We start from the raw sequence: 25,436 nt of genomic DNA on the forward strand, positions 1-25,436 counted from the left end.
GCGTGCAGGTTTCAGGTTGATCGAGCCAGAGGCCCTTGTACGCGATGGATGACCTTCTTCCTGAATTTCTGTCGGAGACAGCAGAAAACCTGCAGATCGTGGCGAACGAACTGGTGCGGTTCGAGCGCGATCCATCCGATGCCGAGGTTCTGGCCAATATTTTCCGGCTGGTTCACACCGTAAAGGGGTCGTGCGGCTTTATCGCCTTGCCGCGGCTGGAGCGGGTGGCGCATGCGGCGGAAACGCTGTTGGGAAAGCTGCGCGACGGCGAATTGCAGGCGAACGCCGCCATCGTCACTGAAACATTGTCCGCCATCGATACCATCCGGCAAATCACACATAGCATAGGCGTGGACGGTAAGGAGCCTGAAGGCCACGATGGGAAGCTGATCGAGCGGCTGGACCGTCTGTCGCGCGGAGAAACCCTTTGCGCGCCAAACCCGGAGGCCACCGGAAATGCGGGAGATATCGCCGCGAGCAGGGATGAAGGGTCCATGGCGAACCAGTCGATCCGCGTGTCGGTGACCCTGCTGGAAGAGCTGATGACCAGCGTTTCGGAACTGGTCCTGACCCGCAACCAGCTGATCCAGGAGCGCCGGGCCACGGGATCGACCGATTTGGACCTGCCGCTGCAGCGGCTGAGCGCGCAGATCAGCCGTTTGCAGGACAGTGTCATGCGAACGCGAATGCAGCCTATTTCCGGTGCCTGGAACCTGCTGCCCCGTATTGTCCGGCAGTTGAGCGTCGATCTGGGTAAGGAAATCGACCTGGAACTGGAAGGCGGCGACACGGAACTGGACCGCCAGATGCTGGAGCTGATCAAGGATCCGCTGGCCCACATGGTACGGAATGCCGCAGACCATGGCCTGGAAACGCCATCGGAACGAAGCATGCAGGGGAAGTCGCCGAGGGGTACCATCAGGCTGACGGCCGTGCAGGAAGGTGGGCATATTACCCTCACCTTGTCCGACGATGGGCGGGGCCTGAATTTCGGGCGTTTGCGCGAAAAGGCGGTGGAAAGGGGACAGATGTCGCCCGCTGAGGCAGCCGCCGCGACCGAGGCGCAGCTGGCACGCCTGATCTTTGCGCCGGGAATGTCGACGGCCGCCGAAATCACGCAAGTATCGGGCCGGGGCGTCGGCATGGATGTGGTGCGCGCGAATATCGAAAGGATGAGTGGCACAATCGAGGTCGACTCCAGCCCTGGCAAGGGAACGCGCTTTTCGATCCGCGTGCCGCTGACGCTGGCGATCATGCCCGCCCTGATCGTTGGGGTGGGGGAGGCGCGTTTTGCCGTGCCGCAAATGGCCGTGGCGGAATTGGTGCGGACGGGCGACCATGGCGGCCATCGCATCGAAATGGCGGGGCCCGTGCCGGTCCTGAGGCTTCGTGGCCGGTTATTGCCGCTTCTCCATCTGGGGGAGGTGCTGCAGACCGGGGGGACCGACAGCGATCACGTCCTGGTGATACGCGGTGGCGGCACCCAGTTCGGCATTTTGGTCGACACGATTTTCGATACCGAGGAACTGGTGATCAAGCCGGTTTCGCGGCCATTGTCGGCATTGGGCGTCTATTCCGGCAATGCCATTCTGGGCGATGGCGAAGTCATCATGATTCTGGATGTTACCGGGCTGGCAGAACATCTGGGCGACAGCGCGATCGAGGAACCCGAGGAGAATGAAGAGGGGGTCTGCGAGGCGGCGCTGGCCAAGGATGCCATGCTGGTGTTCCGTGCCGGGGGACAGCCGCACCCGCGCGCGGTGCCCCTGGCCCTGGTGTCGCGCATCGAGGATATCGAGCATGACCGGATAGAGCGGTCGGGCCGCGACCACGTCGTGCAGCTGCGCGAAAGCCTGGTTCGGCTGATCGATATGGCAGCCCCCTATGCGCCACCTGACGGCGGGCGGCAGACGGCGCTGGTATTTGCCAGTCGCGACGAGACCGTGGCACTGGCGGTCGATGAGGTCGTCGACATCGTCGACGCGCATTTGGCGCTGGATATGACGTCTGATGATCCGGCGGTGCTGGGCAGCGCGGTGATCGACGGCCAGGCGACGGAAGTTATCGATGTTTCGTACCTGCTGTACGAACGCTATGGCGGCAGGAGCGGACCGCCGCGTGCCGGTAAGGGCGGCAGGGTGCTGATCGTTGACGACAGCCCGTTTTTTCGGAATATGCTGACGCCGCTTCTGGATCGGGCAGGCTATGACGTGACGTCGGCCGCAAGCGTAGACGAGGCGCTGTCTCTGCGCGACGCGGGGGAGCCGTTCGACCTGATCCTGTCCGATATTGAGATGCCCGGAAAGAACGGCATGGACTTCGCACGCGCCATTCGGGCTGGGGGCGAGTGGACGAAACTGCCCCTGCTAGCGCTGTCGTCCCCGGCGGAGCAGGACGACATGGATGCGGGCCTGCTGGCAGGCTTTGACCGCTACGTCACCAAGCTGGATCGCCGCCGACTGCTGACACTGGTGGAATCTAGCATGAGCCGAAAGGACAAGGCGGCATGACGCAATTGGTCACGATGATGTTGGGCGACACCGAAATCGGCATCGATGTCGGCACGGTCGAGGATGTCGTGCGGCTGGGCAGGGTAACGAGGGTCCCGCTTGCCGCGCCCTGGATTGCCGGCGTGATGAACCTGCGCGGCCATGTGGTTACCGCCATCGACCTGAGGACCCGGCTAGGCATGCCCCCCGCGCCGCAGGGGGTGCGGCCGAAATGTGTGGTGGTCTCTATTGGCGGCGATTCATTCGGCCTGATCGTGGACGCCGTCGACGAAGTGATCAATGTCGATGCGGCGGACTGTCGGCGGTGTCCCGCCACCCTGGACGAACGCTGGCGTCAGGTTTCGTCGTGCATCGTCCAGAGGGAGGGGGGGCTGCTGGTCGAACTGGACATCGGAAAGATTATTACGCCGGACCGATTTTTCATGGCTGCTTAACGCGGGGGCAACTTGTCAGCGTTACCCATGTCATCGAGTGTCTATTTGGGATTTTGTACATGCGTAGTTGTCTGATCGTCGATGATTCCAAGGTAATCAGGAAAGTTGCCCGAAGAATTCTGGAGGACTTCAACCTTGAGGTCGAGGAAGCATGCGATGGTCAGGAAGCACTGGATTTTTGCGGCACGGAGATGCCGGATGTCATCTTTCTGGACTGGAACATGCCCGTGATGGGTGGGATGCAATTCCTGGAAAATCTGCGGGCTCGTGATACTGAGAAGCGGCCAACCGTGATTTTCTGCACCACGGAAAACGATATGTCGCATATCCGCGCCGCCATAGAGGCAGGCGCGGACGAATATATCATGAAGCCGTTTGATCGCGACATCATCGCGGCAAAGCTGAACCAGGTTGGTCTCGCCTGACCTTCCCTCTCCTGTGCCGGGGAGGTGGGAGGCGGTGACCCTTCCTGCGCCCGGCAAGGCCCGCCTTGCGGAGTCGGCGCACCCGCGCGTGATGCTGGTGGATGATTCCGGCGTCAGCCGCGCCCTGATGGCGCGCTGGTTGGGGGAAGCAGGCGTTCAGATTGCCTGCATGGCCAGAAATGGCGAGGAGGCCCTGGCGGAAGTGGTCGCCGCGCGACCCGACGTCATCCTGCTGGACATAGAAATGCCGCGCATGAGCGGTATAGAAGTTCTGCCGCAACTGCTTGCCCTGGCGCCACGGGCGAAGGTCGTGATGGTGTCCACCCTCTCTCGCCGCAATGCACGCATCTCGATAGATGCGCTGCGGGCAGGCGCGGTCGACACGCTGGCAAAGCCGGATTCCGGCTGGGCAGGCCAGGGGGCACCCGCCTTTCGCGACGAGCTGATACGCAAGGTTCTGGCACTGGGGACCAGGGTGGATGTGACGGTGCCGCGTGTGGCAATCGACGGGCCTGTGCGGCCAGAGAGGGCCAGAACCCCATTGAAGCGTCCCGCCATCGTCGGCATCGGCGCCTCGACGGGAGGACCGAGGGCGTTATTCGCGCTGCTTCAGGGACTTCGCAATCCACCGCCCGTACCGATCCTGATCACGCAGCACATGCCGCCCATGTTCACCGCGATTCTGGCGGAACATCTGACGCGGCTGACCGATATTCCCGCTGCCGAAGCGGTCGATGGCGAACAGCTGGCGCCCGGGCGGATATACGTCGCGCCGGGCAATTCCCATATGTCCGCGCGCCGGTACCTGGACGGTTCGGCCATTATTTCACTTTCCAACGACGCGCCCGAAAATTTCTGCCGCCCCTCCGTCAACCCGCTGTTCCGTTCCCTTGCCGACGGCTGGGGGAAGGCCGCACTTGGCATCGTGCTGACCGGGATGGGAAGCGACGGGCTGGCGGGCGCGCGGCGGATGAAAGAGGCGGGCGCCGCCATTCTGGTCCAGGACGCGCGGACTTCAGTAGTGTGGGGAATGCCGGGGGCCATCGCCAAGGCGGGACTGGCGAACGAGGTTCTGCCCCTTGATCACCTGACAGTCGAGCTTGCCAGCCTATTGGAATTTCCATGACAGTGCCGCCTGCAAGTTTTCCGGTTTTCGAGCAGGTGTTGCGGCGCAATGCCGGACTGAAATTCAGTCCCGAGAAATCCTATCTGCTGACCGCGCGGCTAAGCGATATTATGGCGCGGGAAGGATGCGCGACCCTCGACGCGCTGGCGGAAAGGCTGGTGAGCGCACCTCATCGTCATGTGCTGGAACGGCACGTGGTGGAGGCGATGCTGAACCATGAGAGCTTTTTCTTCCGCGACCGCACACCCTTCACCGAACTGGAGGCCACCGTCTATCCGGGCTTGCGCGGCGCACGGGCGGCACGACGGCATCTTTCCATCTGGTCGGCGGCCTGCGCAGGGGGGCAGGAGCCCTATTCACTCGCCATGCAACTGATCGAGCAACAGGCGGACTGGCAGGGTTGGCGCATCGACCTTCTGGCCAGCGATATTTCCCATGCGGCCGTCATGCGCGCCGAAAAAGGCGAATATTCCCAGTTCGAGGTGCAGCGCGGCCTGTCGATCCACCGGCTGCTGCGGCATTTCACCCAGGATGCAGACAAATGGATCGTGTCGAAGGAGGTGCGCGACAGCATCAGGTTCGAACGCCGCAGCCTGCTTCAGCCGCCCCCTGTGGCGCCCGGACGGACCGGGAAATTCGATATTATTTTCGCCCGCAACGTCCTCATGTACCTGGCAGCTGAGGAAAAGGCGCAGGCGATCCAGATGCTGCGCCGCGCGCTCGCGGATGATGGCGTCCTGATCATCGGCGCGGCAGAAACCCTGTTCGGTTATGCCGACCTGTTCGTACAACATCCCGCCTGTCGCGGCTTCTATGCGCCGGTGCTGGGCGATGCGCCGTCTGCCGTCGAGATCCAGCCATCCGGTGAATTCAATGAGAAAGAACGCGCCGAGGCCGCCTTTCTGCGAGCGCCGCCTGCGACACATTGATTGCCGCCATATCCAGGCAATTGCATGACTGCCCCGTCGGCACATGCATGGGGTTTTCCATTCCCATATTGCATCGCAGCATCTAGGTCCCCTGCATGCGGCCGCTCCACCTTGCCTTTATCCTGTTCATAGATTTGTGCTGGGCGCTTAACATCATCGCGGTGAAGCTGGCGGTGGACGCGATCGACCCGCTGGCCGCCGTCACGTTTCGCTACCTAATTGCGCTGATCGTCTGCCTGCCCTTCATCCGCTGGGTACCCGGCCAGATGCGGAAGATCGCCGCGACTGGCCTGGTCGCGGGGGCCGGGTTCATGACGCTGGTCAATTTGTCGATGGCGGTTACCGAAAATGTCGCAGCGCTGGCCATTGCAGGCCAGCTGGGCGCGCCGTTCAGCCTGATCATGGCCGTCATTTTCCTGCGCGAGCGGATCAAGTGGATCCGCATCGCGGGTGTCGCGCTGGCCTTTCTGGGTGTGGCCATCATGGGCTTCGACCCGGCAATTCTGCAGGAGTGGCGCGGCGTCGGCCTGACCGTCATGGCATCGCTGCTATGGGCCACCGGGTCGCTGCTGTTCCGGCAGCTGAAGGGTGTCAACGTGATGAATATTCACGGCTGGCTGGCGCTGATCAGCGTGCCGGTCCTGGGCGGTCTGTCGCTTGTTTTCGAACCGGGCGCGTTTGCGGATGTGTCGGATGTGCCGCTTTCCATCTGGGGGTGGGTCGGTTTCTCGGCGATCTTCTCCTCCCTGATCGGTCATGCGGGGATGAGCTGGCTGTTGCAGCAATATGAGGTGTCGACGATCGTGCCGCTGACCCTGCCGACGCCGCTGATTTCCGCATTTTTCGCGGTGCTGTTCTTTGACACGCCTGTGTCCGCCGGTCTGATCACGGGTGCCCTTGTAAGTTTCGCGGGCGTCGCCATCATCACATGGCGCAGCGCACAGAAGCAGCCAGAGCTGACCGAGGAAATCATCTCGCGGGGACGAAGATAGCATGGACATCATCGACAGCCCCTCGCCCAATTTCGACGAGCGGCGAGAAAAAGTGTCGATCTGCGTGATCCACTATACCGGCATGGAAAGCGCCGCTGCCGCGCTGGCGCGCCTGCGCGACCCCGACGCGGGCGTATCCTCCCACTATCTGATTGCCGAGGATGGTACCGTCATGCGGCTGGTGGCGGAGGCGGATCGCGCCTGGCATGCGGGCCGCGCCTATTGGCGGGGCATCAGGGATGTGAATTCCGCCAGCATCGGCATCGAACTGGCCAATCCGGGGCATGACCACGGTTACACGGAATTTCCTGAACCGCAGATGGTGGCTCTGCAGGAACTGATGAAGGGTATTCTGGCCCGGCATGACATCGAGCCGCGCAATGTCGTCGGTCATTCCGATGTCGCCCCAGACCGCAAGATCGACCCCGGCGAACTGTTCCCGTGGGAACGCCTGGCGGCGGCGGGACTGGCCGAGGCGCGGCCGGAGCCCGGTATCGATCCCAAATGGGCGGACATCGGCACGCTGACAGCGCTGCGGCGCTTCGGCTATGAAACGCGTGTTCCGCGCATGAGCGTCAGCGCCTTTCAGCGCCGGTGGCGCCCCGCCCTGCACGAAGGGGACATCGATGTGGAGACGCGGGCGATCCTGCTGGCGCTGCTTCGCAGTTACGAGCCTGATGATCTCGTGCTTGGCAACCACTTCCCCCGGACCTAAGCCGGGCCGGCCAGAGGGTCGGGCGATCGCGTTGCAATTGTGAAATTGTGCCGAGGAAAGTCCGGGCTCCACGAAACCACGGTGCCGGGTAACGCCCGGCGGGGGCGACCCCAGGGACAGTGCCACAGAAAGGAAACCGCCCCCGGCCATTGGCGCGGGGGTAAGGGTGAAAGGGTGCGGTAAGAGCGCACCGGGGCGGCGGCAACGTCGCCCGCATGGTAAACCCCACCGGGAGCAAGACCGAATAGGGGCGGCATATGGGCCTGGTTTCGGCCCGTCGCCCGGGTTGGTTGCTGGAGGGCGCGGGTAACCGCGCCCCTAGATGAATGATCGCCGATTACAGAACCCGGCTTACAGACCCTCTGGCATTCACGCGCTGGCGCCAGGCTCCCGGCTCCAAGCAATATGCGTGGCCGGAGGGCCCGGCGGGCTGTAACCGCTGCGGCCTATTCGCCCGTGGGGAAGCCGCGATTTTTCAGCAACGCATCCACCTCTGGATCGCGCCCGCGGAATTCCCGATAGGCCTCGTCACGCGGGATTGCGTCGCCCGTCGCGAGAATGATGGACTGGAACTTCCGGGCCGTGGCCGGGTCCCAGGGCGAGCCTGCTTCCTCGAAGGCCGACCAGGCGTCGGATGCCATCACGTCGGACCACAAATAGCTGTAATAGCCAGCGGAATAGGCGTCCGAGGAGAATAGATGGCTGAAGTGCGGCAGACGATGCCGCAGCACAATCTCGTCTGGCATGCCGAGTTCTTCCAATGCCTCCCGCTCGAACCGGTCGGCGTCGAAATCGGCCGGCGGGTTCGGGTTCATGTGCAGTTGCATGTCGACGATGGCGTCCGCCAGATATTCAACCGTGGCGAAGCCCTGGTTGAAGGTGCGCGCGGCGTTCAGCTTGTCGATCAGCTCCTGCGGCATTTTTTCGCCGGTCTGGTAGTGGCGGGCATATTGGTCGAGGACTTCCGGCGTCAGCACCCAGTTTTCATGAACCTGGCTGGGGAATTCCACGAAGTCACGCGGCGTGCCGCCCAGCCCCGGATATTCCACATTGTTCGACAGGGCGTGAAGCGCGTGGCCGAATTCGTGGAACAGGGTTTCCGCATCGTCCAGGCTGATCAGCGTCGGTTCGCCGTCGGCACCCTCGGTGAAATTATTATTGTTCGACACGATGGGATGGACCTTCTGCCCATCGATATGCTGCTGTGCCCTGTACGTCGACTGCCAGGCGCCGGACCGTTTTTGCGCGCGCGCATAATCGTCGCGATATAGGTAACCGGCATGGCTGCCGTCCTTGTTCGTGACGTGATAGACGCGCACATCGGGATGGAAGGTGGGAACGGTACCGGTCACCTCCTCAAACTGAAATCCGTACAGCCTGTCTGCCATATAATAGCTGGCAGCAATCATGTTGTTCAGTTCGAAATAGTTTTTGAATTCGTTCTGATCGAGCGCATAGCGGTCCTTGCGAACCTTCTCCGCATAATAGCGATAATCCCAGGGCTCTATCGTGATACCGGCGCCCTCGGCATTGGCGAGGGCCTGCATATCGGCGACCTCTTCGCCGACGCGGGCAACGGCGGGCGTCCACACGCGCATCATCAGGTCCATGGCCTGATCCGGCGTCTTCGCCATGGTGTCGGCCATACGGTAATGCGCGTGGCTTTCGAAACCCAGCAGTTTTGCGCGCTCGGCACGCAGCTTCACGATTTCGGCGATCAGCGCATTGGTGTCGTTTTCATCGCCATTGTCGCCGCGATTGACGAAGGCGCGCCAGACCGCCTCGCGGGCGGCGCGATCATCGGAGAAGGTCAGGAAGGGATCGACCGACGACCGCGTATTGGGGACGGCGAAACCCGACTGGCCCGCATCCTTTGCCTGAGCTGCGAAGCTGGCCCGCAACGCGGCGGGAAGCGAGGCCACCGCCTGCTCGCCAACGGTGATCAACTTGCCCTCGTCGGCCAGAACGCGGTTGGAAAAATCATTGAACAGCGCGGACAGGCGTTCATTGATCTCTCCGACGCGTGCCTGCGGGCCATCGTCCAGCGCGGCACCGGCGCGGACGAAATCGTCATAGTTCTTTTCGGTCAGGCGGATTTGTTCCGGCGAAAGGCCGGACGAATTGCGGGCGTCGTAAACCGCCTTCACGCGCGCAAACAGCGCATCGTTGAAACTGATGGCATTATAAGCCGTAGTCAGCTGCGGCTGAACCACGCTGGCGACTTCTTGAATCTCGGGCGTATTGCGGCTGGATACCAGCGTGAAGAAAACCGTTCCAAGACGGTCGAGTTCGCGGCCCGCCTTTTCCATTTCGACGATCGTGTTCTGGAATGTCGGCGCCTCCGGATTCTGCGCAATTCGTTCCATATCTGCGTTCAGGCGAGCGATCCCCTCATCAAAGGCGGGGCGGAACAGGGTAGGGTTTTCAGGATCGGCGAGGTCGAAGGGTGGCAGACCGCCATTGGAGCCCTCCCATTCGGCCAGAAGGACGTCATGCGGTTCGGTCATGTTGAAACTCGTTTCCATCTGGGCGTCGCTGGCGGCGCCCGGGGCGGCATTGTTGGAGGATGATGTCGCACAGGCGGACAGCGCCATGGCGGCCGCTCCCGTCAGGCAGAAGGTGCGGACAAGCGAGGGTTTTTTCGTGTTGAATGTCTTCATGTACGGTTAAATGGCGTTGTTTGCGTCCCCTGCCAACCCGCGTTGCATCTATTTCTCTTGCGGTGGCGACTCGCAAAATAGCGTTTGCATGCTATTTCGCACGGCAAGATGCACCGCTACGCAAACCCTGCTCGTTTTCTAAGGATCGCGAAGCCGCTGACCGGATGGACATTCTGGAGCGGGCTTCTGATCCTGTGCGCCGGGCTGTACTGGGGGCTGTTTCGCGCACCTGCTGACTATCTGCAGGGGGAAAGCGTGCGGATGCTGTATGTCCATGTGCCGATGGCATGGCTTGCCATGGGCGGCTATCTGGGGCTGGGCATTGCCGCCTTTTCCGCACTGGTGTGGAAACACCCGCTGGCGGAGGTCGCGCTGCAGGCGCTGGCGCCGGTCGGTGCCACCTTTGCCGCCCTGTGCCTGATAACGGGTTCCTTGTGGGGGCGACCGACCTGGGGCACATATTGGGTGTGGGACGGGCGACTAACCTCGGTCCTGGTGCTGTTTTTCCTGTATCTGGGCATCATTGTTTTGATGCACGCCCACGATGAGCCGTCGCGAGGCGCGAAGATGGCCTCTGTTCTGGCGCTGGTGGGGCTGGTCAATCTGCCCATCATCAAGTTCAGCGTCGAATGGTGGAATACGCTGCATCAGCCCGCTTCGATCACCGTCACCGGCTCCAGCATCGATGGCAGCATGTTGTGGCCGCTTCTGACCAGTGCCACCGGCTTTCTGTTGCTGATGGCGGGCATCGTCCTCATGCGCATGCGGACGGTCATCGCGCTGCGAAAGCGTGCGGCGCGTGCCGCGCGACTGGCGGCTTCGGCATGACGGAGCAGGCGGATTTCATACTGGCGGCTTATCTGGTGACCGTGATCGGCATTGGCGGACTGGTGCTGTGGGCGTATCTGGCGATGCGAAGGGCCGAAAAATGAAGCCGAAGCATCAACGTCTGCTGCTGGCAGGTGCCGCCGTCGCGGCGTTGGTTGTCGCCGCCCTGCTCGCCATGCCCGCCATGCGCGAAGGGGCGTCCTATTTCTATGCACCGGCGGATCTTGCCGAAGCGCCTGTCACGCCGGGTCAGGCCATTCGCCTGGGCGGCCTGGTCGAGGAGGGCAGTGTGGAGCGGCAGCCGGACGGTGTCTCGATCAGCTTCCGGGTAACCGACCGGTTGGAAAGCGTGCCAGTGCGCTATGCCGGTCTGGTCCCGGATCTGTTTCGCGAAGGGCAGGGCGTGATCGTCGATGGGCGCATGCAGGCCGACGGCACCTTCGCCGCCGACACCCTGCTCGCCAAGCACGACGAAAATTACATGCCACCAGAAGTGGCCGATGCCGTGGCAAAGGCCGAAGCGAAGGCCAAGGCGCGCGCTGTTCCGCCCGCCCCCTAACCATCCGGCATTAAATCTAATCGAGGGCGGCTAGTGCCTGAGCCTTTGCCTCGCGCTTTTGCGTAAAGCGGATGGCGATGATCGAGCCTTCGTAGAGGATGATCATCGGGACGGCGAGCATGAACTGGCTGATGATGTCGGGCGGCGTGACGAGCGCCGAAATGACGAATGCAATGACGATGGCATAGCGGCGCCATGACACCAATTGATCGACATTGATGATGCCGACCCGCGCCAGCAGCATCAGGGCAACGGGCACCAGAAAACAGGCGCCGAATGCAAAGATCAGGCTCATCGCGAAACTGAGATAATCGCCCACGGCGGGAAGCGCCGTCAGGGCGACACCGCCGGTTTCACCCTGAAAACTCAGCAGGAATGTGTAGACGGTCGGCATGACCGCGAAATAGGCCAGCGCCGCGCCCGAAAAGAACAGCACTGGTGTCATGATCAGGAAGGGGAGCATCGCGCGCTTTTCATTGCGATACAGTCCCGGCGCGATGAAGCGCCAGATCTGATTCGCGATCACCGGAAACGCGATCAGGAAGGCAGCGAACATCGACACCTTTACCTCGGTGAAGAAAGCCTCGTACAGTTTCGTGTAGATCAGCGCCTGATCCGGCTGGCCGATTCGCTCATAGGCGATCCTGAGGGGTTGGGCGATGAAGGAGATCAGCCACTTTGCCTGGCTGAACGCCAGGAAGAAGGCGATCAGGAACGCGCCAACCGACCAGAGCAACCGCGTTCTGAGTTCGATCAGATGTTCTAGAAGCGGGGCTTTCGACGCGTCGAGCTCATCGGCTTCCGAGGAATCGCTCATGATCCAGCAGTCCGATCCGTCGTCGAGGATGGCGTCGTCGAGGACGACGTTTGCGAGGGTGCCGGCGCAGGGGCAGGGGCAGGGGCAGCGTTGTCAGCTGCAGTAGAGGGGGATGCTTTTGCCGGTTTCACGCCGGGGGCGCGAGCGGCGCCGTTCGCGGAGGGTCTTTCGACCGGCACATACTCTTCATTGGGCCGCGTATTGTTCGGCGCCTCAGCCGGTACCGAATCGGCGGCGAAATCGCCGGATTTCGCCTTTTCGGACGCAGAAGAATCCGCCATGATCGCCTTGTTATGGGCGTCCCATTTCTTCTGCATCTCATCCAGCTCCGACTGGCGGACCATTTCGTCGATGCCTGATTTGAAATGGCGGGCGGCGCCCCGGACCTTGTTCATGGCCTGCCCCGCCGCGCGCATAAGCTTCGGCAGGTCCTTCGGCCCGACCACGATCAGGGCGACAATGCCGATCAGCAGCAGCTCCATGGAGCCGAGATCGAAGAACGGCATTGTCTCGCTCGCTTAATTGTTTTTGTGGTCGCTTACCGGCGCGGGGGTAACGGGCGCGCTGGACGCAGACCGCGATTCCACCTGCTTAGGCGGGGTGGAATCATGCTCGTCTTCCGCCAGGCCCTTCTTGAAGCTGGTAATTCCCTTCGCAAGATCGCCCATCATGTCCGAAATCCGGCCCTTGCCGAACAACAGCATGATCACGATTGCCACGATGAGCCAGTGCCAGATGCTGAGACCGCCCATGATCTTTCTCCACAGAATCACGTCACACCGAAATCACGGTGCGTTCGCGTCTATAATAGGGGCCCGAACCGCCGCCTGCAAACCATTGACGGGACGTTCCCCGTGCGCGACTAGAGATATGTTGCTTTTTTTAGGGACCGCCGCGACTAATGGACGATATCGACAGACCCGCTGAAGGCATGCAGGAAGCAGTGCCCAGCCAGCGCGCCGACGGGCATATCGGTCAGATATTGATGTCCGCCAGGCTGGAGCAGGGGCGCGAACTCGCCGATATCGCTGCGCAAACGCGCGTCCCCATGCGTCACCTCGCCGCGATCGAGGAGGGCCGGCACGAAGAACTTCCGGCGCTGCCCTATACGATCGGATTCGTAAAGAATTATGCCCGCGCCGTCGGCCTGGACCCGAACGAGGCGAGTGCGCAGTTCCGAAACGAAACGCACATGGTGACGCGAGAGCCGCGCGTCGCCATGATGGAGCCGATCGACGAACGCCGTGCGCCACCTCGGGGTGCGGTGTTCCTGGGGCTGATTCTGGTCGGACTTTTCATCCTGATCGCGATGGCATGGGGCGCGGGCTGGTTCGGCGGCGAGGAAGCTGTTGACGCCGAATTCGACCCGGTGGTCGCCGACGTGGCCGCCCCGGTTCCCCCGCCTGCCGTTGTCCCCCCGGCCGCGCAGCCGCCCGCCGCCACCGCGCCGGAACCCGCCGTGCCACAGGGCGAGATCGTCATCACGGCCAATGCCAGTGCATCGGACGGCGCGTGGATGCGCGTTATGGATTCCGAAACCAATGAGCGCCTGTTTGAACGCGTGCTGGCACCCGGCGAGAGCTTTCAGGTGCCGCAGGGACGAGCGAATCTGATCCTGCGCGCCGGAAATGCCGGCGTCCTGGACATTACGGTGGGCGGTACGGCCATTCCGAAGATCGGCGCGCCGGGTAGCGTCGTTGGGCCGGTAACACTGACCCCGGAGGGTCTTGTGGCCTTCACATCCGCACAGGGAGAAGGCGCCACCACGCCTTCCGAATAGCAGGAAATTGCGGAAGGTACGGGTGAATCTGATCATGTTTCAGCGTAGCTTCAGCTAACATCCCCCACATTCCCGCCCCTGAACCATATGGGAGCCGACCTAATCATGAAGCGTACGATCATCCTAGCAGCGCTTGGCGCGACCCTCTTGGCCGCGCCGGTAATGGCCCAGACGGTCGATACGCTGGACCGGCGCCTGAACAATCTGGAGAAGGAAGTCCGCGCCGTTCAGCGGAAGGTATTTCCGGGGGCAGACGATCGTTTCTTCGAGCCCGAAGTCACTGCGCCGACCGCAAATCCGGATGGCTTCGGCGTACCTGCCGCAACGCCCTCGGCTGTCCTAACGGAGCGGATCGACGCCCTGGAGGCTCAGATGCAGACGCTGACCGGCCAAATGGAGGAAAACAGCTTCAAGCTTCGCCAGATGGAAGAGAATTTCACGCGTTTCGAAAACGACATGAAGTTCCGCATTAGCGAGCTGGAAGGAAATGGCGGTACGGGGCTTGACGGTTTGACGGACGCGCCATCCGACGACGCCACGGCGCAATATGAGGCGGCCTACGCGCTTTATACGGACGAGGATTTTGCCGCCGCGCAGGCCGCTTTCGAGACGTTCCTTGAGGATCACGCGACGCATGAGCGCGCCTCCAACGCGGGCTATTGGATGGGCCGTTCCCTGCTGGCTCAGGATCAGCCGGTTCAGGCAGTGCAGGCCTTCCTGAACAATTATCAGGATCGCCGCGAAGGCGCGCGGGCCGCCGACAGCCTGTTATGGGTGGGGAAGGCCTTGATGCAGATTGATCCGCCCCGCACGACGCAGGCCTGCCAGGCCTATGACCGGCTGGAGGACGAATATGCCGGTAAACTATCCGACGAAGTCGCTGCCGGTGTCGTCGAAGCGCGGCTGGAAGCTGACTGTTCCTGATTACCCCGCGCTGGCGCTGCCCACCCATGGGCCGCTGGCGCTGGCCGTCTCCGGCGGCGGCGATAGCCTGGGCATGCTGGCCCTGGCGCTGCATGATCAGCGCGAGCGTCTGACCGTCCTTACCGTCGATCACGCTTTGCGTACCGACAGCGCCGCCGATGCCGCCCATGTGGAGGCGATCTGCGCGCAGCAGGGGGTCGGCTGCCGGGTGTTGCGACTGGACTGGGGCGGTGCGCCGCCTGCTGCCAACCGCCAGGCCGAAGCGCGCCGTCAGCGCTACCGCGCACTGACGGATGCATGTGAGCACAGCGCAATTCCCTATTTATTGACCGCGCATCATTTGGACGACCAGGCCGAAACCGTTCTGATGCGGCTGTCACGGGGAAGCGGCGTCGCGGGGTTGAGCGGCATTCGCGCGCAACGGCGGCTGTCGGCAGATGTGACCCTGCTGCGGCCATGTCTGCATCTGACCAGCGATACCCTGCATGCGGCCGCCGCGACGGCCGGGTTTGCCGTGCGGGAGGATCCGTCCAATCGCGATCCAGCCTATGATCGCACGCGATACCGTGCCCTGCTGAATGAGGTGCAGCTGGATGCGGCGCGGCTGGCGGCGAGTGCTGCCCATCTGGCAGATGCGGATGCAGCACTGGACTGGGCGGCAGAACTGGCATTCCAGAGCCGTAGCGTTGAAGGCTCGTCGGAGGGGCGGGAGCGCTATTTAAGCCTGGATATAGCAGACCTCCCATCGGAACTGCGCCGCCGCATGCTCCTGCGCGCCTTTGCCGCGCTGCGGGCGCCTGTTCCGCGCGGTCCTGCACTCGTGGACTTCATGGAGCGGCTCGATTCCGGCGGCACGGCGCAACTGTCGGGCCTGCGTGGGCGGGGCGGGGCACGCTGGACTCTGTGGTCCGAATGAAGGAACCTATTGGTGATAGCGCGCGACTACCTATCTATGACGCGAAGACGATACTGAGGACACCCGTCACATGAGCGACAATAAGGAAAAGAAGCCGCAGACCCCCTGGGCGAAGAATCTCGCCATCTGGGCTGTGATCGTCCTCGGCCTGATCGTCGCGGTGTCGATGTTCTCCGGCGGCGGCGCCCGCAGCGACCAGAGCGTGATCGCCTATTCCGACTTCCTTCAGAAGGTGGAGGATGGCGCCGTAGAGCAGGTGGAAATTCAGGGACAGGAATTGTCGGGTGCCATGACCAATGGTCAGCAATTCGTCACCTATGCCCCGGACGACCCCGGCCTTGTCGCGCGCCTGGAATCGAAGGGTGTGACGTTCAATGCGCAGCCGGCAGAGGGACGCAGCCTGCTTGGCGCGATCCTGATCAACATGCTGCCCATGCTGCTGCTGATCGGCATCTGGATCTTCTTCATGCGCCAGATGCAGAACGGCGCGGGCAAGGGCGCCATGGGTTTTGGCAAGTCGCGGGCCAAGATGCTGACGGAGAAATCCGGCCGTGTGACCTTTGACGACGTCGCCGGTATCGATGAGGCGCGCGAGGAATTGCAGGAGATCGTCGATTTCCTGAAGGACCCGTCAAAATTCGCCCGTCTTGGCGGCAAGATCCCGAAGGGCGCGCTGCTGGTCGGCTCGCCGGGTACCGGCAAGACGCTGCTGGCGCGCGCGATCGCGGGCGAAGCTGAAGTTCCGTTCTTCTCCATATCCGGCTCTGATTTCGTTGAGATGTTCGTCGGTGTCGGCGCGTCGCGCGTGCGCGATATGTTCGAACAGGCGAAGAAATCCGCGCCCTGCATTATCTTCATCGACGAAATCGATGCCGTCGGTCGTTCGCGCGGTGCGGGCCTTGGCGGTGGCAATGATGAGCGTGAGCAGACGCTGAACCAGCTTCTGGTCGAAATGGACGGCTTCGACGCCAATGAGGGCATCATCATCGTCGCGGCGACAAACCGCCCCGACGTGCTGGACCCCGCCCTGTTGCGGCCGGGCCGGTTCGACCGTCAGGTTGTCGTGCCGCGTCCGGACATCGAAGGCCGTGAGAAGATCCTGGAAGTGCACATGAAGAAGGTGCCGCTGGCCCCTGACGTCGTGGCGCGGGTCATTGCCCGCGGGACGCCCGGATTTTCGGGTGCCGATCTTGCCAACCTCGTGAACGAGGCGGCGCTGCTGGCGGCGCGTGAAGGCAAGCGCCTGGTCGGCATGGCCCAGTTCGAGGCGGCCAAGGACAAGGTCATGATGGGCTCCGAACGCAAGTCGATGGTGATGACCGACGACGAAAAGAAAATGACGGCCTATCACGAGGCCGGCCATGCGCTCGTCAGTCTGCACGAGCCGGCGTCCGACCCCATTCACAAGGCCACGATCATCCCGCGCGGTCGCGCACTGGGTATGGTGATGCGCCTGCCGGAACGGGACGAATACAGCTATCACCGTGACAAGATGCATGCGAACCTTGCCGTCGCCATGGGCGGACGTGTCGCCGAAGAGATCATCTTCGGCTATGACAAGGTCTCCTCCGGTGCGTCGGGGGATATTCAATATGCGACCGATCTTGCCCGCAACATGGTGACCCAATGGGGCATGTCCGACAAGGTCGGGCCCGTCATGCTGACGGAGAATCAGCAGGAAGTGTTCCTGGGTCAGCAATTGTCGCAGACGAAGAATGTGTCGGAGGCGACGGCGCAGCTGATCGATGCCGAGGTAAAGGCCATCGTCGAACGGGGCCTGCGCCGCGCGAACGAGGTGCTGAAGGGTCATGAGGACCAGCTGCACCTGCTGGCAGGCGCGCTGATGGAGTATGAAACCTTGTCCGGCGAAGAGATCGACCGGGTGCTGAAGGGTGAGGATTTGGACCGTTCCGACGGGCTGAAGCCGCGCACCGTCGGCAACGCCACCGGCGCCAGCGCAATCCCAAAATCGGGTAATCGCGCCAGCCGAGGCGGGCGCGAGGCGGGCGGCGCTCTGCCCGAGGGCGCCTAAGAACTAGCAGGCGGTCGGGTCCGCTTTATGGCGGATCCGACCGCGCCATATATGCGGCACGGACATCCAATTATTTCGGTAGCCGCAGTATATAGGGTTACGCCGACGTCACCGCTTTTGCGGTTTGTCAGTCACTTGCAGCTTTGGTGACGACGATGTCGGCGATGGTTTCGAACAGTTCGCGCATTGCGACAGGCTTCAGCAGCACCGCGTCGGCACCGCATTGCAGGCAATCTTCCCTGATCGTCGTGCCGGTGTCCGCAGTTACCACTACGATCGGTAGCGATGCCTTGGCGTCGTCCCGGGCACGGATTCGTCGGATCGTTTCAAACCCGTCAATGCCCGGCATGCGCAAATCGACGAGGACGATATCGAAATTCTCCTGATCGAAACGAAGGAGGCCCGCCGCAGCATCCTCCGCGCCGACCATTTCCGCGCCCCCAACATGCAGCATGTCCTCGACAATGCGTCGATTCAGCTCGTCATCTTCTATGAACAATACGCGCATCGGGTTCCTTGCGTGGTCCGGTGCCCCCTTCTTGCACGGAATTGGTTAATTCGAATTTACCGGCGTTGATAGTTCCGCAATCGGTTCGGCGCTGAAACCCGGTGCCTTCAGCTTCTCCACCAGCTTGGCCATTGCTGGAACTTCCGTGACATAGGCACCGCAAAGCTCTTCTGGAGTGGTCGTCGCGTCCTTCGGCCATCCTGCCGCCGCTATTGCAATGTTGGGGTAATCAGCGTGCAAACGCTGCAACGCTGCGATTTGTTCCAAGGTTCCGGTCGTCCCGAATGCCAGCAAAAGGGTCGAGGTTTCCTTCGCAGTATTTAGCGCAGTATCGAAGTCCTGTTCGATGGTAAGCCTACCCGCCTGCGTGCCAAGTGCGCGGGTGGCGATCATTTCGACGAGCGCGTTGGGGGCGTATAGCACCGCCCTTTGCTTCGGATCGGTGCCCGGTGCCGAGGCCTCCTTCGCGCCAGAAGGGTTTGCCTCTTGCAATGAAAGCGGCAGCAGCAGGTCGAAGCGGCTTCCCTCTCCCTCCTGACTTTGCAGGTTCAATTCCCCCGACATGGCGTTAACGAGTTCGCGGCAGATGGTGAGGCCAAGGCCGGTGCCCGAAAATGCGCGGGTGCGCGTACTGTCGACCTGATGGAACGGGGAAAATACGGATGCCTGCTGATCCTCTGGAATGCCGATCCCGGTATCGCTGACGCAGATGTGCAGCACGTCAGGGTCATCCGCCGATGGCGCGGCATGAAGGCGGATATGCCCTTCATTGGTAAATTTCACGCCATTGGAGATCAGGTTGAGCACGATCTGGCGGACCCTCTGTTCGTCGCCAATTGCCTTTTCCGGGCAATCGTTCAGGTCGACGCGCCAGTCGAGGCCTTTGCTGCGTGCCGTATCCTCGAAAATCCGAGCAACCTCGGACAGGGCGGAGCGCAAGTTGAACGGCTCGCTTCGTAGTGCGACCGTGCCGGTTTCCATTTTCGCGACGTCCAGAATGTCGTCGACGATCGCCTTCATGGTATTGCCCGCGCCATGCACCAGTTCGACCCGCTCGCGCACCATCGGATCCAGTTTGCGGTCGGCCAGCATGATCTGCGTCATACCGAGAACGCCGTTGAGCGGTGTGCGGATTTCGTGGCTGGTGGTGGCAAGAAATTCGCTCTTGGCATTCAACGCCTTTGTCAGATCGGCGTTGGTTTCCTTCAGCGTTTCGTTGATCCGGCTAACTTCCTCGCGACGTCTGCGAACGTTATAAAGGGCAAAGAGCGTAAGCGTGATGATGATGGCGGCGCCCAGGACGACTCCGAAGGCGGTGTTCCGACTGACGATGGCCCGTTCGCGTTCTCGCTCGACCTGCGATTCCAGTTGCTGATTGCGCAGATTTGCAATTCGCACTTCCTGTCCGGCGAAATCGAATTGAGCGGCAAGAATGGCATTATTGGCAGACGCAGAGATTTGCGCCGCCAGGTCGTCCAGACGCTTTAGCGCCTGCAAATGTATGAACGCGTCCCGCGGGCGGCCTGTTTGACTATAGACCTCACTGGCGATCGCGTGGAAATCCCGAAACGCCGCCTCAGTGTTTGCGATATCACGATCCCGGAAAACCGCATCGAGCGCCGCCGCTGCCTCCTTGTAGCGACCCTCCTTTGCCAGAATTTGCGCCTCCGTACCGATCACAAAGGGTCGCCAGCCGGCATTTTCCGGTCTGTTGGTCAGCGCATCTGCGCGAAGGGCTTCCCGCTTTGCCGCTTCCAGATCGCCCGCTTCTGCATAAGTGGCCGCAATATTGGTCAGGATCCGCGACTGCAGGAGCTCGTTACCAAGGCCCTGCGCAATGGAGAGGGCCTGACGAAATTCCGTGATCGCCTCTTCGGTCTGCTTCGTTTCGCGAAAGACCAGCGCACGGTTGTTCGCCGCCGCCAGCCGCATCATGGGATCGCCACTGAATGCCTCGTCGGCGTCGCGATAATATCGCAGGGTCCGTTCATAATCGCGCGCGTCGCGATAAAGGCCGCCGATCAGAAGAAGCGCATTCGCCTGAGCCCGCTCGTCGCCGGCATCCCGCAATATGTCATGCGCCCTCAACGCAAGTGGGAGGGCCTCCTCCATTTTCGACTGCCGGTAGCGTAACACTGCAAGCGCAAGAAGCGCCTGGCCTGTCTGGTCATCATCGGCGGACAGGCGTTGCAATCGGCTGCGTGCAGAAAGCAAGAGCGGCTCCGCTTCGCTGTTTCTGTTCAGTGAAACGAGCGCAGTACCTTCAACGCGTTCTGCAATGCCCAAGAGATATTCGCGGGTGGCCGCGTCATCGATCATGTTCAGTTGCGGCTTTAGCCGCTCGATCCGTACCTGCACATTGCCAGGATCAAGCCGAACCTGGTCGGAGAGCGTATCCAGCTGCGCTTCCAGTTCGCTTGGCGACTGTGCTCGTGCGGAAGCGGGGAAGGTCAGCATGAGGACAGCAAGGACCAAGCACAGCCCAAGGGCCCTGAAGGATATACCGCCCCTCAGCAGGTTCTGGTTATAACGAGGAAATAATCCCCTCCCGCAAATCATAGATCCGCTCCGCCCTTCAGGGAGGGAAAAACTTTAAAGGCAGAAACGAAAAAGGGCACCGAAGTGCCCTTAGCCGTTCAAAACAAATAAAGCGTTACGCGTTGAGCGGGATGATGTCGCCATAACCTTCAGCCGTCAGCGGAATGATGTCGCCATAACCTTCGGCGGTCAGCGGGATGATGTCGCCGTAACCTTCGGCGGTCAGCGGGATGATGTCGCCATAACCTTCGGCGGTCAGGGGGATGATGTCGCCGTAACCTTCGGCGGTCAGCGGGATGATGTCGCCATAACCTTCGGCGGTCAGCGGGATGATGTCGCCATAACCTTCGGCGGTCAGCGGGATGATGTCGCCATAACCTTCGGCGGTCAGGGGGATGATGTCGCCGTAACCTTCAGCGGTCAGCGGGATGATGTCACCATAGCCCTTAGCGTTCAGTGGAATGATGTCGCCGTAAGCAGCAGCGCCAGTTGCCATGAGGGCGGTGGCGGCGAGGGCGGCAAAATACTTTACACTACGCATGATGAGAAGGCTCCCGTTGTGGTTAATAGTTTTTTAACCTGTTAACGGCAAGAAATGCAAGGGCGTTCTTCGCAACTCTTTACGTGCGGCAAGATGTTGAAGCGGAAGTTGTTTCTGGTACGGTCACGCAAATTGTGGCCGCCGCAGAGTTTTCGATTCAGAGAATCGCGCGCTAAAAATGGTTAAATTCGGAGCGAATCAGGAAGCGATTCGCAGGCGCCGTCGGCGCGCTACCAAAAGTTGGCGGCGGGCCGGAATCCTAGAGGCGCAGCATCGAGCGCGGTTAGATGTTCGCGATTGCGAACATAGTGCGCGAATTCGGCCAGCGGCATGGGTTTTCCAGTCAGATAACCCTGTACCCTGTCACAGCCCATGACCCGCAGAAGTGCGAGTGCAGCCTGCGTTTCTATTCCTTCTGCGGTGACTTCCATGCCAAGGCCATGCGCAAGATCTATCGAGGATCGCATAAGCATAGGGTCATTGTGGCTCTTGGTAAGCTCGGCACTGAACAGTCGGTCTATCTTCAGTTCTTTTGCCGGTACCCGCTTCAAGTAGGTGAGGGATGACATGCCGGCGCCATAATCATCGATGCTGAGGTCGATGCCCGCTTCCACGAGGCGGGCGAGCCCAGCGAGTGCAGCCGTTGGGTCGTCGATGATCGCTGTCTCGGTGATTTCGAATGCGATCGTACCGGCCCGCCTTTCCAGGCGACGAATTGCCTCTGAAATGAAATTAGGATCAGAGATTAGCCCGGCGGAAATATTGATGCTGATGTCGAGCGGAATACCCTGTTCGATCAAGTTTTTCTGATCCGTTGCCGCGCGCTCAAGCGTCCACCATGTCAGGTCTACGATGTCGCCATTGCGTTCGGACAACGGAATAAAGTGCGCCGGCCCTACGGCGCCGCGTTCTGGATGCTGCCACCTGATCAGAGCTTCTGCACTGTCAACTTCATTGGTGCGGCATTTCATCTTTGGCTGATAGTGCAGCGACACCTCGCCATTATCGAAGCCGGCGCGCAGATCATTCATCAGGCGGCGGTCTTCGCGGCTGATCAGCACTCCGCCGACAGGCTTGCGACGGTTCGGCTGTTCCGGTGCGGCTGAGTGCCTGAGCGACGCAGGCAGCATGGCACCAAGCTGCTGCGCGTTCATAACGGGGAAATAATAAGACCCGGATACAAAGTCACAGCCGGCCTGCAGCGCCATTTGTTCTGCGCCATTTGTCGAGATGCCACCTACATATACATGGCCGCCGCCGCGATGAGCCGCCTCGGTTTCCACGATCAGCCGGTCCTGCGCCATGGTGCCTGCCAGCATAACGTTGTCGCCATGCCGCCTGCGTCCCCTTCCGGTAAAGCGGATCGCGACCCCGGCATTGCGGATCAGCGCTAGTGATTTGCGGCATTGGGCGCGACGGGTGGCTGCGAAAGCCGGAATAAGCAGGCTGACGCGGTCCGCAATGCCCTCCATCTCCTCCAGCCAGGTGGCGATCGCCTTTGTATCGCGCAGCTGCGCCGCGGAAACCGGTACACCGATCATAAGCGAATCGCTTGGCAAGCCTTCGGCAAGTGCGCGTGTCAGAAGCGCGGCCGGTGATGCCGCCGCCTCGCCGTCCCCGACAATGTCGATGGCGGCCAGCGCGCCGTTCCTGGCATCCAGCCACGCCTGATAATGCAGCCTGTGTCCCAGCAATGGTGCCGGGTTCCAGCCAAGGCTGCGGGTTCTCGAACTATGAGATGCCCAAAGCAGCGCCAGTCCGGCAGCAACAGCCAGACCCATCGTCATGGTTGAGGCGCCGCCCATTGCCGCCACGACCGTGGATGCGTTGAGCGCCAGCGGAAACGCTAGTTTCCCGCGCGGAAGGGGCGGAGACTGGGCCATCCCGACTCCCGATACCCCGGCGTTAGTTAATGATTGGTAGAGCCTGTTTCCCTCCCAAAAATGTCGGGGGGAGCTAGTGAACTGCTTGGTGACTGCAGAGGCGCCATGGTCGCATCAGCCCGGCACGGCTGGCAGGTCAGGTGGAATTCTGCGATGAATTGTACATCGACATGCAGCCGACCCGCCCCATTCTTCGCACGATCCTGCGCTGGACGCTGATCGCAATTTATCTGTTTGTCGGCACTGCCCATATTCGCGACCCCGGCACATTCTTGCCGATCATGCCCGGTTGGGTGCCGTTCCCGCGACAGGTTATTCTTGTGACGGGAATCTGGGAAATAGCGGGCGCGTTGATGATGATGACACCGCGGCTGCGTCGCGTCGCCGGATGGATGCTGGCCACCTATGCCGTCGCCGTCTACCCTGCGAACATAAAGCACGCGCTCGACGGCATTTCGATTGGCGGCACGCAATTGGGCTGGGAATATCACGGGCCGCGCCTGCTGTTCCAGCCGGTCTTTGTCTGGTGGGCCCTGTTCGCGGGGAACATCGTCGATTGGCCACTGCGCAGAAAGGCGTGGGCAATGGATACCAATTTGCACAGCCGCTGACCTGCCCAGCAGCGTCGTGTGCCTCTTTCGCGCTCGCGGCTTCTATTTTGCCTTGTCATTAGCCGCTGGTATGAGGGGCCGTACGCTGACCCGGGCGTGGCATTTTCCCCGGCGAACAGGACGAGTCCGCACCCAGGAGACTCCGTTTGTTGACTTCTTATCTGATTCTTGCATGAACGATTATTTCACGGAGGTATAATATGCGAATTGTTGAGCATTTGATCGGCGGCGGCCGCGTATCCGGCGGAACGCGCAAGAAAGACATCTTCAATCCCTCGACAGGAGAGGTGCAGGCGCAGGTCGAACTCGGGACCCCTGCGGACCTCGATCGCGCCGTTGAGCTCGCCAAAGCGGCGCAGCCGGCCTGGGCGGCGACGAACCCGCAAAAACGGGCGCGCATCATGTTCGAATATAAGCGCCTTGTCGAAAGCCGCATGGATGAGCTCGCCGAGCTCTTGTCCTCCGAACATGGCAAGGTTGTTGCCGATGCGCGCGGCGACGTGCAGCGCGGCCTGGACGTGATCGAATTCGCCTGCGGTATCCCCCACGTCCTGAAGGGCGAATATACCCAGGGTGCAGGGCCGGGAATCGACGTGTATTCGATGCGTCAGCCGCTCGGCATCGGCGCGGGCATCACGCCGTTCAACTTTCCCGCCATGATCCCGATGTGGATGTTCGGCGTCAGCGTCGCGGTCGGCAATGCCATGATCATCAAGCCGTCCGAGCGCGACCCCAGCGTTCCCATGCGGCTTGCCGAACTGTTCCTGGAGGCCGGCGCGCCGGAGGGTATTTTGCAGGTGGTGAATGGCGACAAGGAAATGGTCGACGCCATCCTTGACCACCCCGATATTTCCGGCGTCAGCTTTGTCGGGTCCAGCGACATCGCGCATTATGTCTACAAGCGCGGCGTCGAGAACGGCAAGCGCGTGCAGGCCATGGGCGGCGCCAAGAACCACGGCATCGTTCTGCCGGATGCCGACCTTGATCAGGTGGTCAACGATCTGTCCGGCGCCGCCTTTGGCAGCGCCGGCGAACGCTGCATGGCCCTGCCGGTCGTGGTGCCGGTGGGCGAACAGACCGCCAACGAACTGCGCGAGGCGATGCTGCCCGCCATCGAGAAGCTGCGCGTCGGCGTTTCGAACGACCCGGATGCCGATTATGGCCCGGTCGTTACGGCGGAACACCGCACGCGCGTCGAGAACTGGATCAAGACCGGTGTCGACGAGGGGGCCGAACTGGTCGTCGACGGCCGGGGCTTTTCCATGCAGGGCCACGAAAAGGGCTTCTTCATGGGGCCCAGCCTGTTCGATCATGTGAGGCCAGAGATGCAAAGCTATAAGGAAGAGATCTTCGGTCCCGTCCTGCAGATTGTCCGCGCCGAATCGTTCGAGGAGGCGCTCGCCCTCCCCTCAAAGCATCAATATGGCAATGGCGTCGCGATATTTACGCGCAACGGCCATGCGGCCCGCGAATTCGCGCAGCGCGTCGATGTGGGCATGGTCGGCATCAACGTGCCGATCCCTGTACCGGTCGCCTATCACAGCTTTGGCGGTTGGAAGCGCAGCGCCTTTGGCGATCACGGCCAGCACGGCATGGAGGGCGTCCGCTTCTGGACCAAGCTGAAGACCGTAACGCAGCGTTGGCCGGACGGCTCGGGCGTCGGGGACGAAAACGTCTTCGTCATCCCGACCATGGGGTGAGCGGTACG

General features: G+C 61.6%; 23 protein-coding genes and 1 other RNA gene. 16 read left to right on the top strand and 8 right to left on the bottom strand.

The features are described from left to right. Positions 1-44: 44 nt before the first annotated feature. From ACSMXM_RS14710 to rnpB, 8 genes are all read left to right on the top strand, one after another. Positions 45-2,510, top strand: coding sequence for a hybrid sensor histidine kinase/response regulator (locus tag ACSMXM_RS14710; protein WP_460317147.1), 2,466 nt, complete (start codon positions 45-47; stop codon positions 2,508-2,510). After that, positions 2,507-2,944: a chemotaxis protein CheW gene (locus ACSMXM_RS14715; protein ID WP_460317149.1), complete on the top strand. Its 438-nt coding sequence runs from the start codon at positions 2,507-2,509 to the stop codon at positions 2,942-2,944. The genes ACSMXM_RS14710 and ACSMXM_RS14715 overlap by 4 nt, the downstream gene beginning before the upstream one ends. A gap of 59 nt (positions 2,945-3,003) precedes the next feature. Then, positions 3,004-3,369: a response regulator gene (locus tag ACSMXM_RS14720; RefSeq protein WP_460317150.1), complete on the top strand. Its 366-nt coding sequence runs from the start codon at positions 3,004-3,006 to the stop codon at positions 3,367-3,369. Between the two features lie 34 nt (positions 3,370-3,403). After that, positions 3,404-4,495 carry a protein-glutamate methylesterase/protein-glutamine glutaminase gene (locus tag ACSMXM_RS14725; protein WP_460317151.1) on the top strand — a complete coding sequence of 364 codons (1,092 nt, stop codon included), beginning with the start codon at positions 3,404-3,406 and terminating at the stop codon, positions 4,493-4,495. Beyond that, positions 4,492-5,424 carry a CheR family methyltransferase gene (locus ACSMXM_RS14730; RefSeq protein WP_460317152.1) on the top strand — a complete coding sequence of 311 codons (933 nt, stop codon included), beginning with the start codon at positions 4,492-4,494 and terminating at the stop codon, positions 5,422-5,424. Before ACSMXM_RS14725 ends, ACSMXM_RS14730 begins: the two co-directional genes overlap by 4 nt. Before the next feature lie 95 nt (positions 5,425-5,519). Continuing rightward, complete coding sequence (locus ACSMXM_RS14735; RefSeq protein WP_460317153.1) at positions 5,520-6,416, top strand: DMT family transporter; 897 nt, start codon at positions 5,520-5,522, stop codon at positions 6,414-6,416. 1 nt (position 6,417) lies between these two features. Then, on the top strand, positions 6,418-7,131 hold the full coding sequence (locus ACSMXM_RS14740) for an N-acetylmuramoyl-L-alanine amidase (RefSeq protein WP_460317154.1): 714 nt from the start codon (positions 6,418-6,420) through the stop codon (positions 7,129-7,131). 10 nt (positions 7,132-7,141) lie between these two features. After that, positions 7,142-7,501: RNase P RNA component class A (gene rnpB / locus ACSMXM_RS14745), an RNA gene on the top strand. A gap of 76 nt (positions 7,502-7,577) precedes the next feature. Here rnpB and ACSMXM_RS14750 read toward each other — a convergent pair. Continuing rightward, positions 7,578-9,791 carry a M3 family metallopeptidase gene (locus ACSMXM_RS14750; protein WP_460317155.1) on the bottom strand — a complete coding sequence of 738 codons (2,214 nt, stop codon included), beginning with the start codon at positions 9,789-9,791 and terminating at the stop codon, positions 7,578-7,580. A 108-nt stretch (positions 9,792-9,899) separates the two neighbouring features. On the opposite strand from ACSMXM_RS14750, the gene ACSMXM_RS14755 reads away from it, so the two are divergent. Both ACSMXM_RS14755 and ccmE read left to right on the top strand, forming a co-directional pair. Next, positions 9,900-10,619, top strand: coding sequence for a heme ABC transporter permease (locus ACSMXM_RS14755; RefSeq protein WP_460317156.1), 720 nt, complete (start codon positions 9,900-9,902; stop codon positions 10,617-10,619). A gap of 100 nt (positions 10,620-10,719) precedes the next feature. Beyond that, positions 10,720-11,178, top strand: coding sequence for a cytochrome c maturation protein CcmE (gene ccmE, locus ACSMXM_RS14760; protein WP_460317157.1), 459 nt, complete (start codon positions 10,720-10,722; stop codon positions 11,176-11,178). Between the two features lie 16 nt (positions 11,179-11,194). On the opposite strand, the gene tatC is transcribed toward ccmE, so the two are convergent. From tatC to ACSMXM_RS14775, 3 genes are read right to left on the bottom strand one after another with little or no spacing between them, the layout of a single operon-like run. Then, positions 11,195-11,995, bottom strand: a complete 801-nt coding sequence (gene tatC / locus ACSMXM_RS14765; protein ID WP_460317158.1) for a twin-arginine translocase subunit TatC — start codon at positions 11,993-11,995, stop codon at positions 11,195-11,197. Next, positions 11,992-12,501 carry a Sec-independent protein translocase protein TatB gene (gene tatB, locus ACSMXM_RS14770; protein WP_460317159.1) on the bottom strand — a complete coding sequence of 170 codons (510 nt, stop codon included), beginning with the start codon at positions 12,499-12,501 and terminating at the stop codon, positions 11,992-11,994. Before tatB ends, tatC begins: the two co-directional genes overlap by 4 nt. 12 nt (positions 12,502-12,513) lie before the next feature. After that, positions 12,514-12,747 (bottom strand): twin-arginine translocase TatA/TatE family subunit, encoded by a 234-nt coding sequence (locus ACSMXM_RS14775; RefSeq protein ID WP_460317160.1) that lies wholly within the window; start codon positions 12,745-12,747, stop codon positions 12,514-12,516. Positions 12,748-12,896: 149 nt separating this feature from the next. Between ACSMXM_RS14775 and ACSMXM_RS14780 the strand changes: the two genes are divergently transcribed. The 4 genes from ACSMXM_RS14780 (at position 12,897) to ftsH (ending at position 17,647) form a co-directional block, all read left to right on the top strand. Next, a complete protein-coding gene (locus ACSMXM_RS14780; RefSeq protein WP_460317161.1) occupies positions 12,897-13,775 on the top strand; it encodes a helix-turn-helix domain-containing protein in 879 nt (292 codons plus the stop codon). 105 nt (positions 13,776-13,880) lie between these two features. Beyond that, positions 13,881-14,699 carry an outer membrane protein assembly factor BamD gene (bamD, locus tag ACSMXM_RS14785; protein WP_460317162.1) on the top strand — a complete coding sequence of 273 codons (819 nt, stop codon included), beginning with the start codon at positions 13,881-13,883 and terminating at the stop codon, positions 14,697-14,699. After that, a complete protein-coding gene (gene tilS, locus ACSMXM_RS14790) occupies positions 14,629-15,615 on the top strand; it encodes a tRNA lysidine(34) synthetase TilS (RefSeq protein WP_460317163.1) in 987 nt (328 codons plus the stop codon). Before bamD ends, tilS begins: the two co-directional genes overlap by 71 nt. Positions 15,616-15,685: 70 nt before the next feature. Beyond that, entirely contained in the window at positions 15,686-17,647 is a 1,962-nt protein-coding gene (gene ftsH, locus ACSMXM_RS14795) for an ATP-dependent zinc metalloprotease FtsH (RefSeq protein ID WP_460317164.1), read from the top strand. A 127-nt stretch (positions 17,648-17,774) separates the two neighbouring features. On the opposite strand, the gene ACSMXM_RS14800 is transcribed toward ftsH, so the two are convergent. The 4 genes from ACSMXM_RS14800 to ACSMXM_RS14815 form a co-directional block, all read right to left on the bottom strand. Beyond that, positions 17,775-18,155 (bottom strand): response regulator, encoded by a 381-nt coding sequence (locus ACSMXM_RS14800; RefSeq protein ID WP_460317165.1) that lies wholly within the window; start codon positions 18,153-18,155, stop codon positions 17,775-17,777. Between the two features lie 45 nt (positions 18,156-18,200). Continuing rightward, a complete protein-coding gene (locus tag ACSMXM_RS14805) occupies positions 18,201-20,612 on the bottom strand; it encodes a tetratricopeptide repeat-containing sensor histidine kinase (RefSeq protein WP_460317167.1) in 2,412 nt (803 codons plus the stop codon). Positions 20,613-20,808: 196 nt separating this feature from the next. Further along, positions 20,809-21,234 carry a hypothetical protein gene (locus ACSMXM_RS14810; RefSeq protein WP_460317169.1) on the bottom strand — a complete coding sequence of 142 codons (426 nt, stop codon included), beginning with the start codon at positions 21,232-21,234 and terminating at the stop codon, positions 20,809-20,811. A 230-nt stretch (positions 21,235-21,464) separates the two neighbouring features. Next, complete coding sequence (locus ACSMXM_RS14815; protein WP_460317171.1) at positions 21,465-23,117, bottom strand: EAL domain-containing protein; 1,653 nt, start codon at positions 23,115-23,117, stop codon at positions 21,465-21,467. Between the two features lie 140 nt (positions 23,118-23,257). Between ACSMXM_RS14815 and ACSMXM_RS14820 the strand changes: the two genes are divergently transcribed. Both ACSMXM_RS14820 and ACSMXM_RS14825 read left to right on the top strand, forming a co-directional pair. Then, positions 23,258-23,728: a DoxX family protein gene (locus ACSMXM_RS14820; protein WP_460317173.1), complete on the top strand. Its 471-nt coding sequence runs from the start codon at positions 23,258-23,260 to the stop codon at positions 23,726-23,728. A 200-nt stretch (positions 23,729-23,928) separates the two neighbouring features. Further along, complete coding sequence (locus ACSMXM_RS14825; protein WP_460317174.1) at positions 23,929-25,428, top strand: CoA-acylating methylmalonate-semialdehyde dehydrogenase; 1,500 nt, start codon at positions 23,929-23,931, stop codon at positions 25,426-25,428. The last annotated feature ends 8 nt before the right edge of the window (positions 25,429-25,436 follow it).

The sequence above is a fragment of the Pacificimonas sp. ICDLI1SI03 genome, from assembly GCF_054740865.1.

Bases quoted from the DNA above. Each gene is read 5' to 3' on its own strand.
- ACSMXM_RS14710 (WP_460317147.1), top strand. From the start codon at position 45: ATGGATGACCTTCTTCCTGAATTTCTGTCGGAGACAGCAGAAAACCTG.
- ACSMXM_RS14715 (WP_460317149.1), top strand. From the start codon at position 2,507: ATGACGCAATTGGTCACGATGATGTTGGGCGACACCGAAATCGGCATC.
- ACSMXM_RS14720 (WP_460317150.1), top strand. From the start codon at position 3,004: ATGCGTAGTTGTCTGATCGTCGATGATTCCAAGGTAATCAGGAAAGTT.
- ACSMXM_RS14730 (WP_460317152.1), top strand. From the start codon at position 4,492: ATGACAGTGCCGCCTGCAAGTTTTCCGGTTTTCGAGCAGGTGTTGCGG.
- ACSMXM_RS14735 (WP_460317153.1), top strand. From the start codon at position 5,520: ATGCGGCCGCTCCACCTTGCCTTTATCCTGTTCATAGATTTGTGCTGG.
- ACSMXM_RS14740 (WP_460317154.1), top strand. From the start codon at position 6,418: ATGGACATCATCGACAGCCCCTCGCCCAATTTCGACGAGCGGCGAGAA.
- ACSMXM_RS14750 (WP_460317155.1), bottom strand. From the start codon at position 9,791: ATGAAGACATTCAACACGAAAAAACCCTCGCTTGTCCGCACCTTCTGC.
- ACSMXM_RS14755 (WP_460317156.1), top strand. From the start codon at position 9,900: ATGCACCGCTACGCAAACCCTGCTCGTTTTCTAAGGATCGCGAAGCCG.
- ccmE (WP_460317157.1), top strand. From the start codon at position 10,720: ATGAAGCCGAAGCATCAACGTCTGCTGCTGGCAGGTGCCGCCGTCGCG.
- tatC (WP_460317158.1), bottom strand. From the start codon at position 11,995: ATGAGCGATTCCTCGGAAGCCGATGAGCTCGACGCGTCGAAAGCCCCG.
- tatB (WP_460317159.1), bottom strand. From the start codon at position 12,501: ATGCCGTTCTTCGATCTCGGCTCCATGGAGCTGCTGCTGATCGGCATT.
- ACSMXM_RS14775 (WP_460317160.1), bottom strand. From the start codon at position 12,747: ATGGGCGGTCTCAGCATCTGGCACTGGCTCATCGTGGCAATCGTGATC.
- ACSMXM_RS14780 (WP_460317161.1), top strand. From the start codon at position 12,897: ATGGACGATATCGACAGACCCGCTGAAGGCATGCAGGAAGCAGTGCCC.
- bamD (WP_460317162.1), top strand. From the start codon at position 13,881: ATGAAGCGTACGATCATCCTAGCAGCGCTTGGCGCGACCCTCTTGGCC.
- tilS (WP_460317163.1), top strand. From the start codon at position 14,629: ATGCCGGTAAACTATCCGACGAAGTCGCTGCCGGTGTCGTCGAAGCGC.
- ftsH (WP_460317164.1), top strand. From the start codon at position 15,686: ATGAGCGACAATAAGGAAAAGAAGCCGCAGACCCCCTGGGCGAAGAAT.
- ACSMXM_RS14800 (WP_460317165.1), bottom strand. From the start codon at position 18,155: ATGCGCGTATTGTTCATAGAAGATGACGAGCTGAATCGACGCATTGTC.
- ACSMXM_RS14805 (WP_460317167.1), bottom strand. From the start codon at position 20,612: ATGCTGACCTTCCCCGCTTCCGCACGAGCACAGTCGCCAAGCGAACTG.
- ACSMXM_RS14810 (WP_460317169.1), bottom strand. From the start codon at position 21,234: ATGCGTAGTGTAAAGTATTTTGCCGCCCTCGCCGCCACCGCCCTCATG.
- ACSMXM_RS14815 (WP_460317171.1), bottom strand. From the start codon at position 23,117: ATGGCCCAGTCTCCGCCCCTTCCGCGCGGGAAACTAGCGTTTCCGCTG.
- ACSMXM_RS14825 (WP_460317174.1), top strand. From the start codon at position 23,929: ATGCGAATTGTTGAGCATTTGATCGGCGGCGGCCGCGTATCCGGCGGA.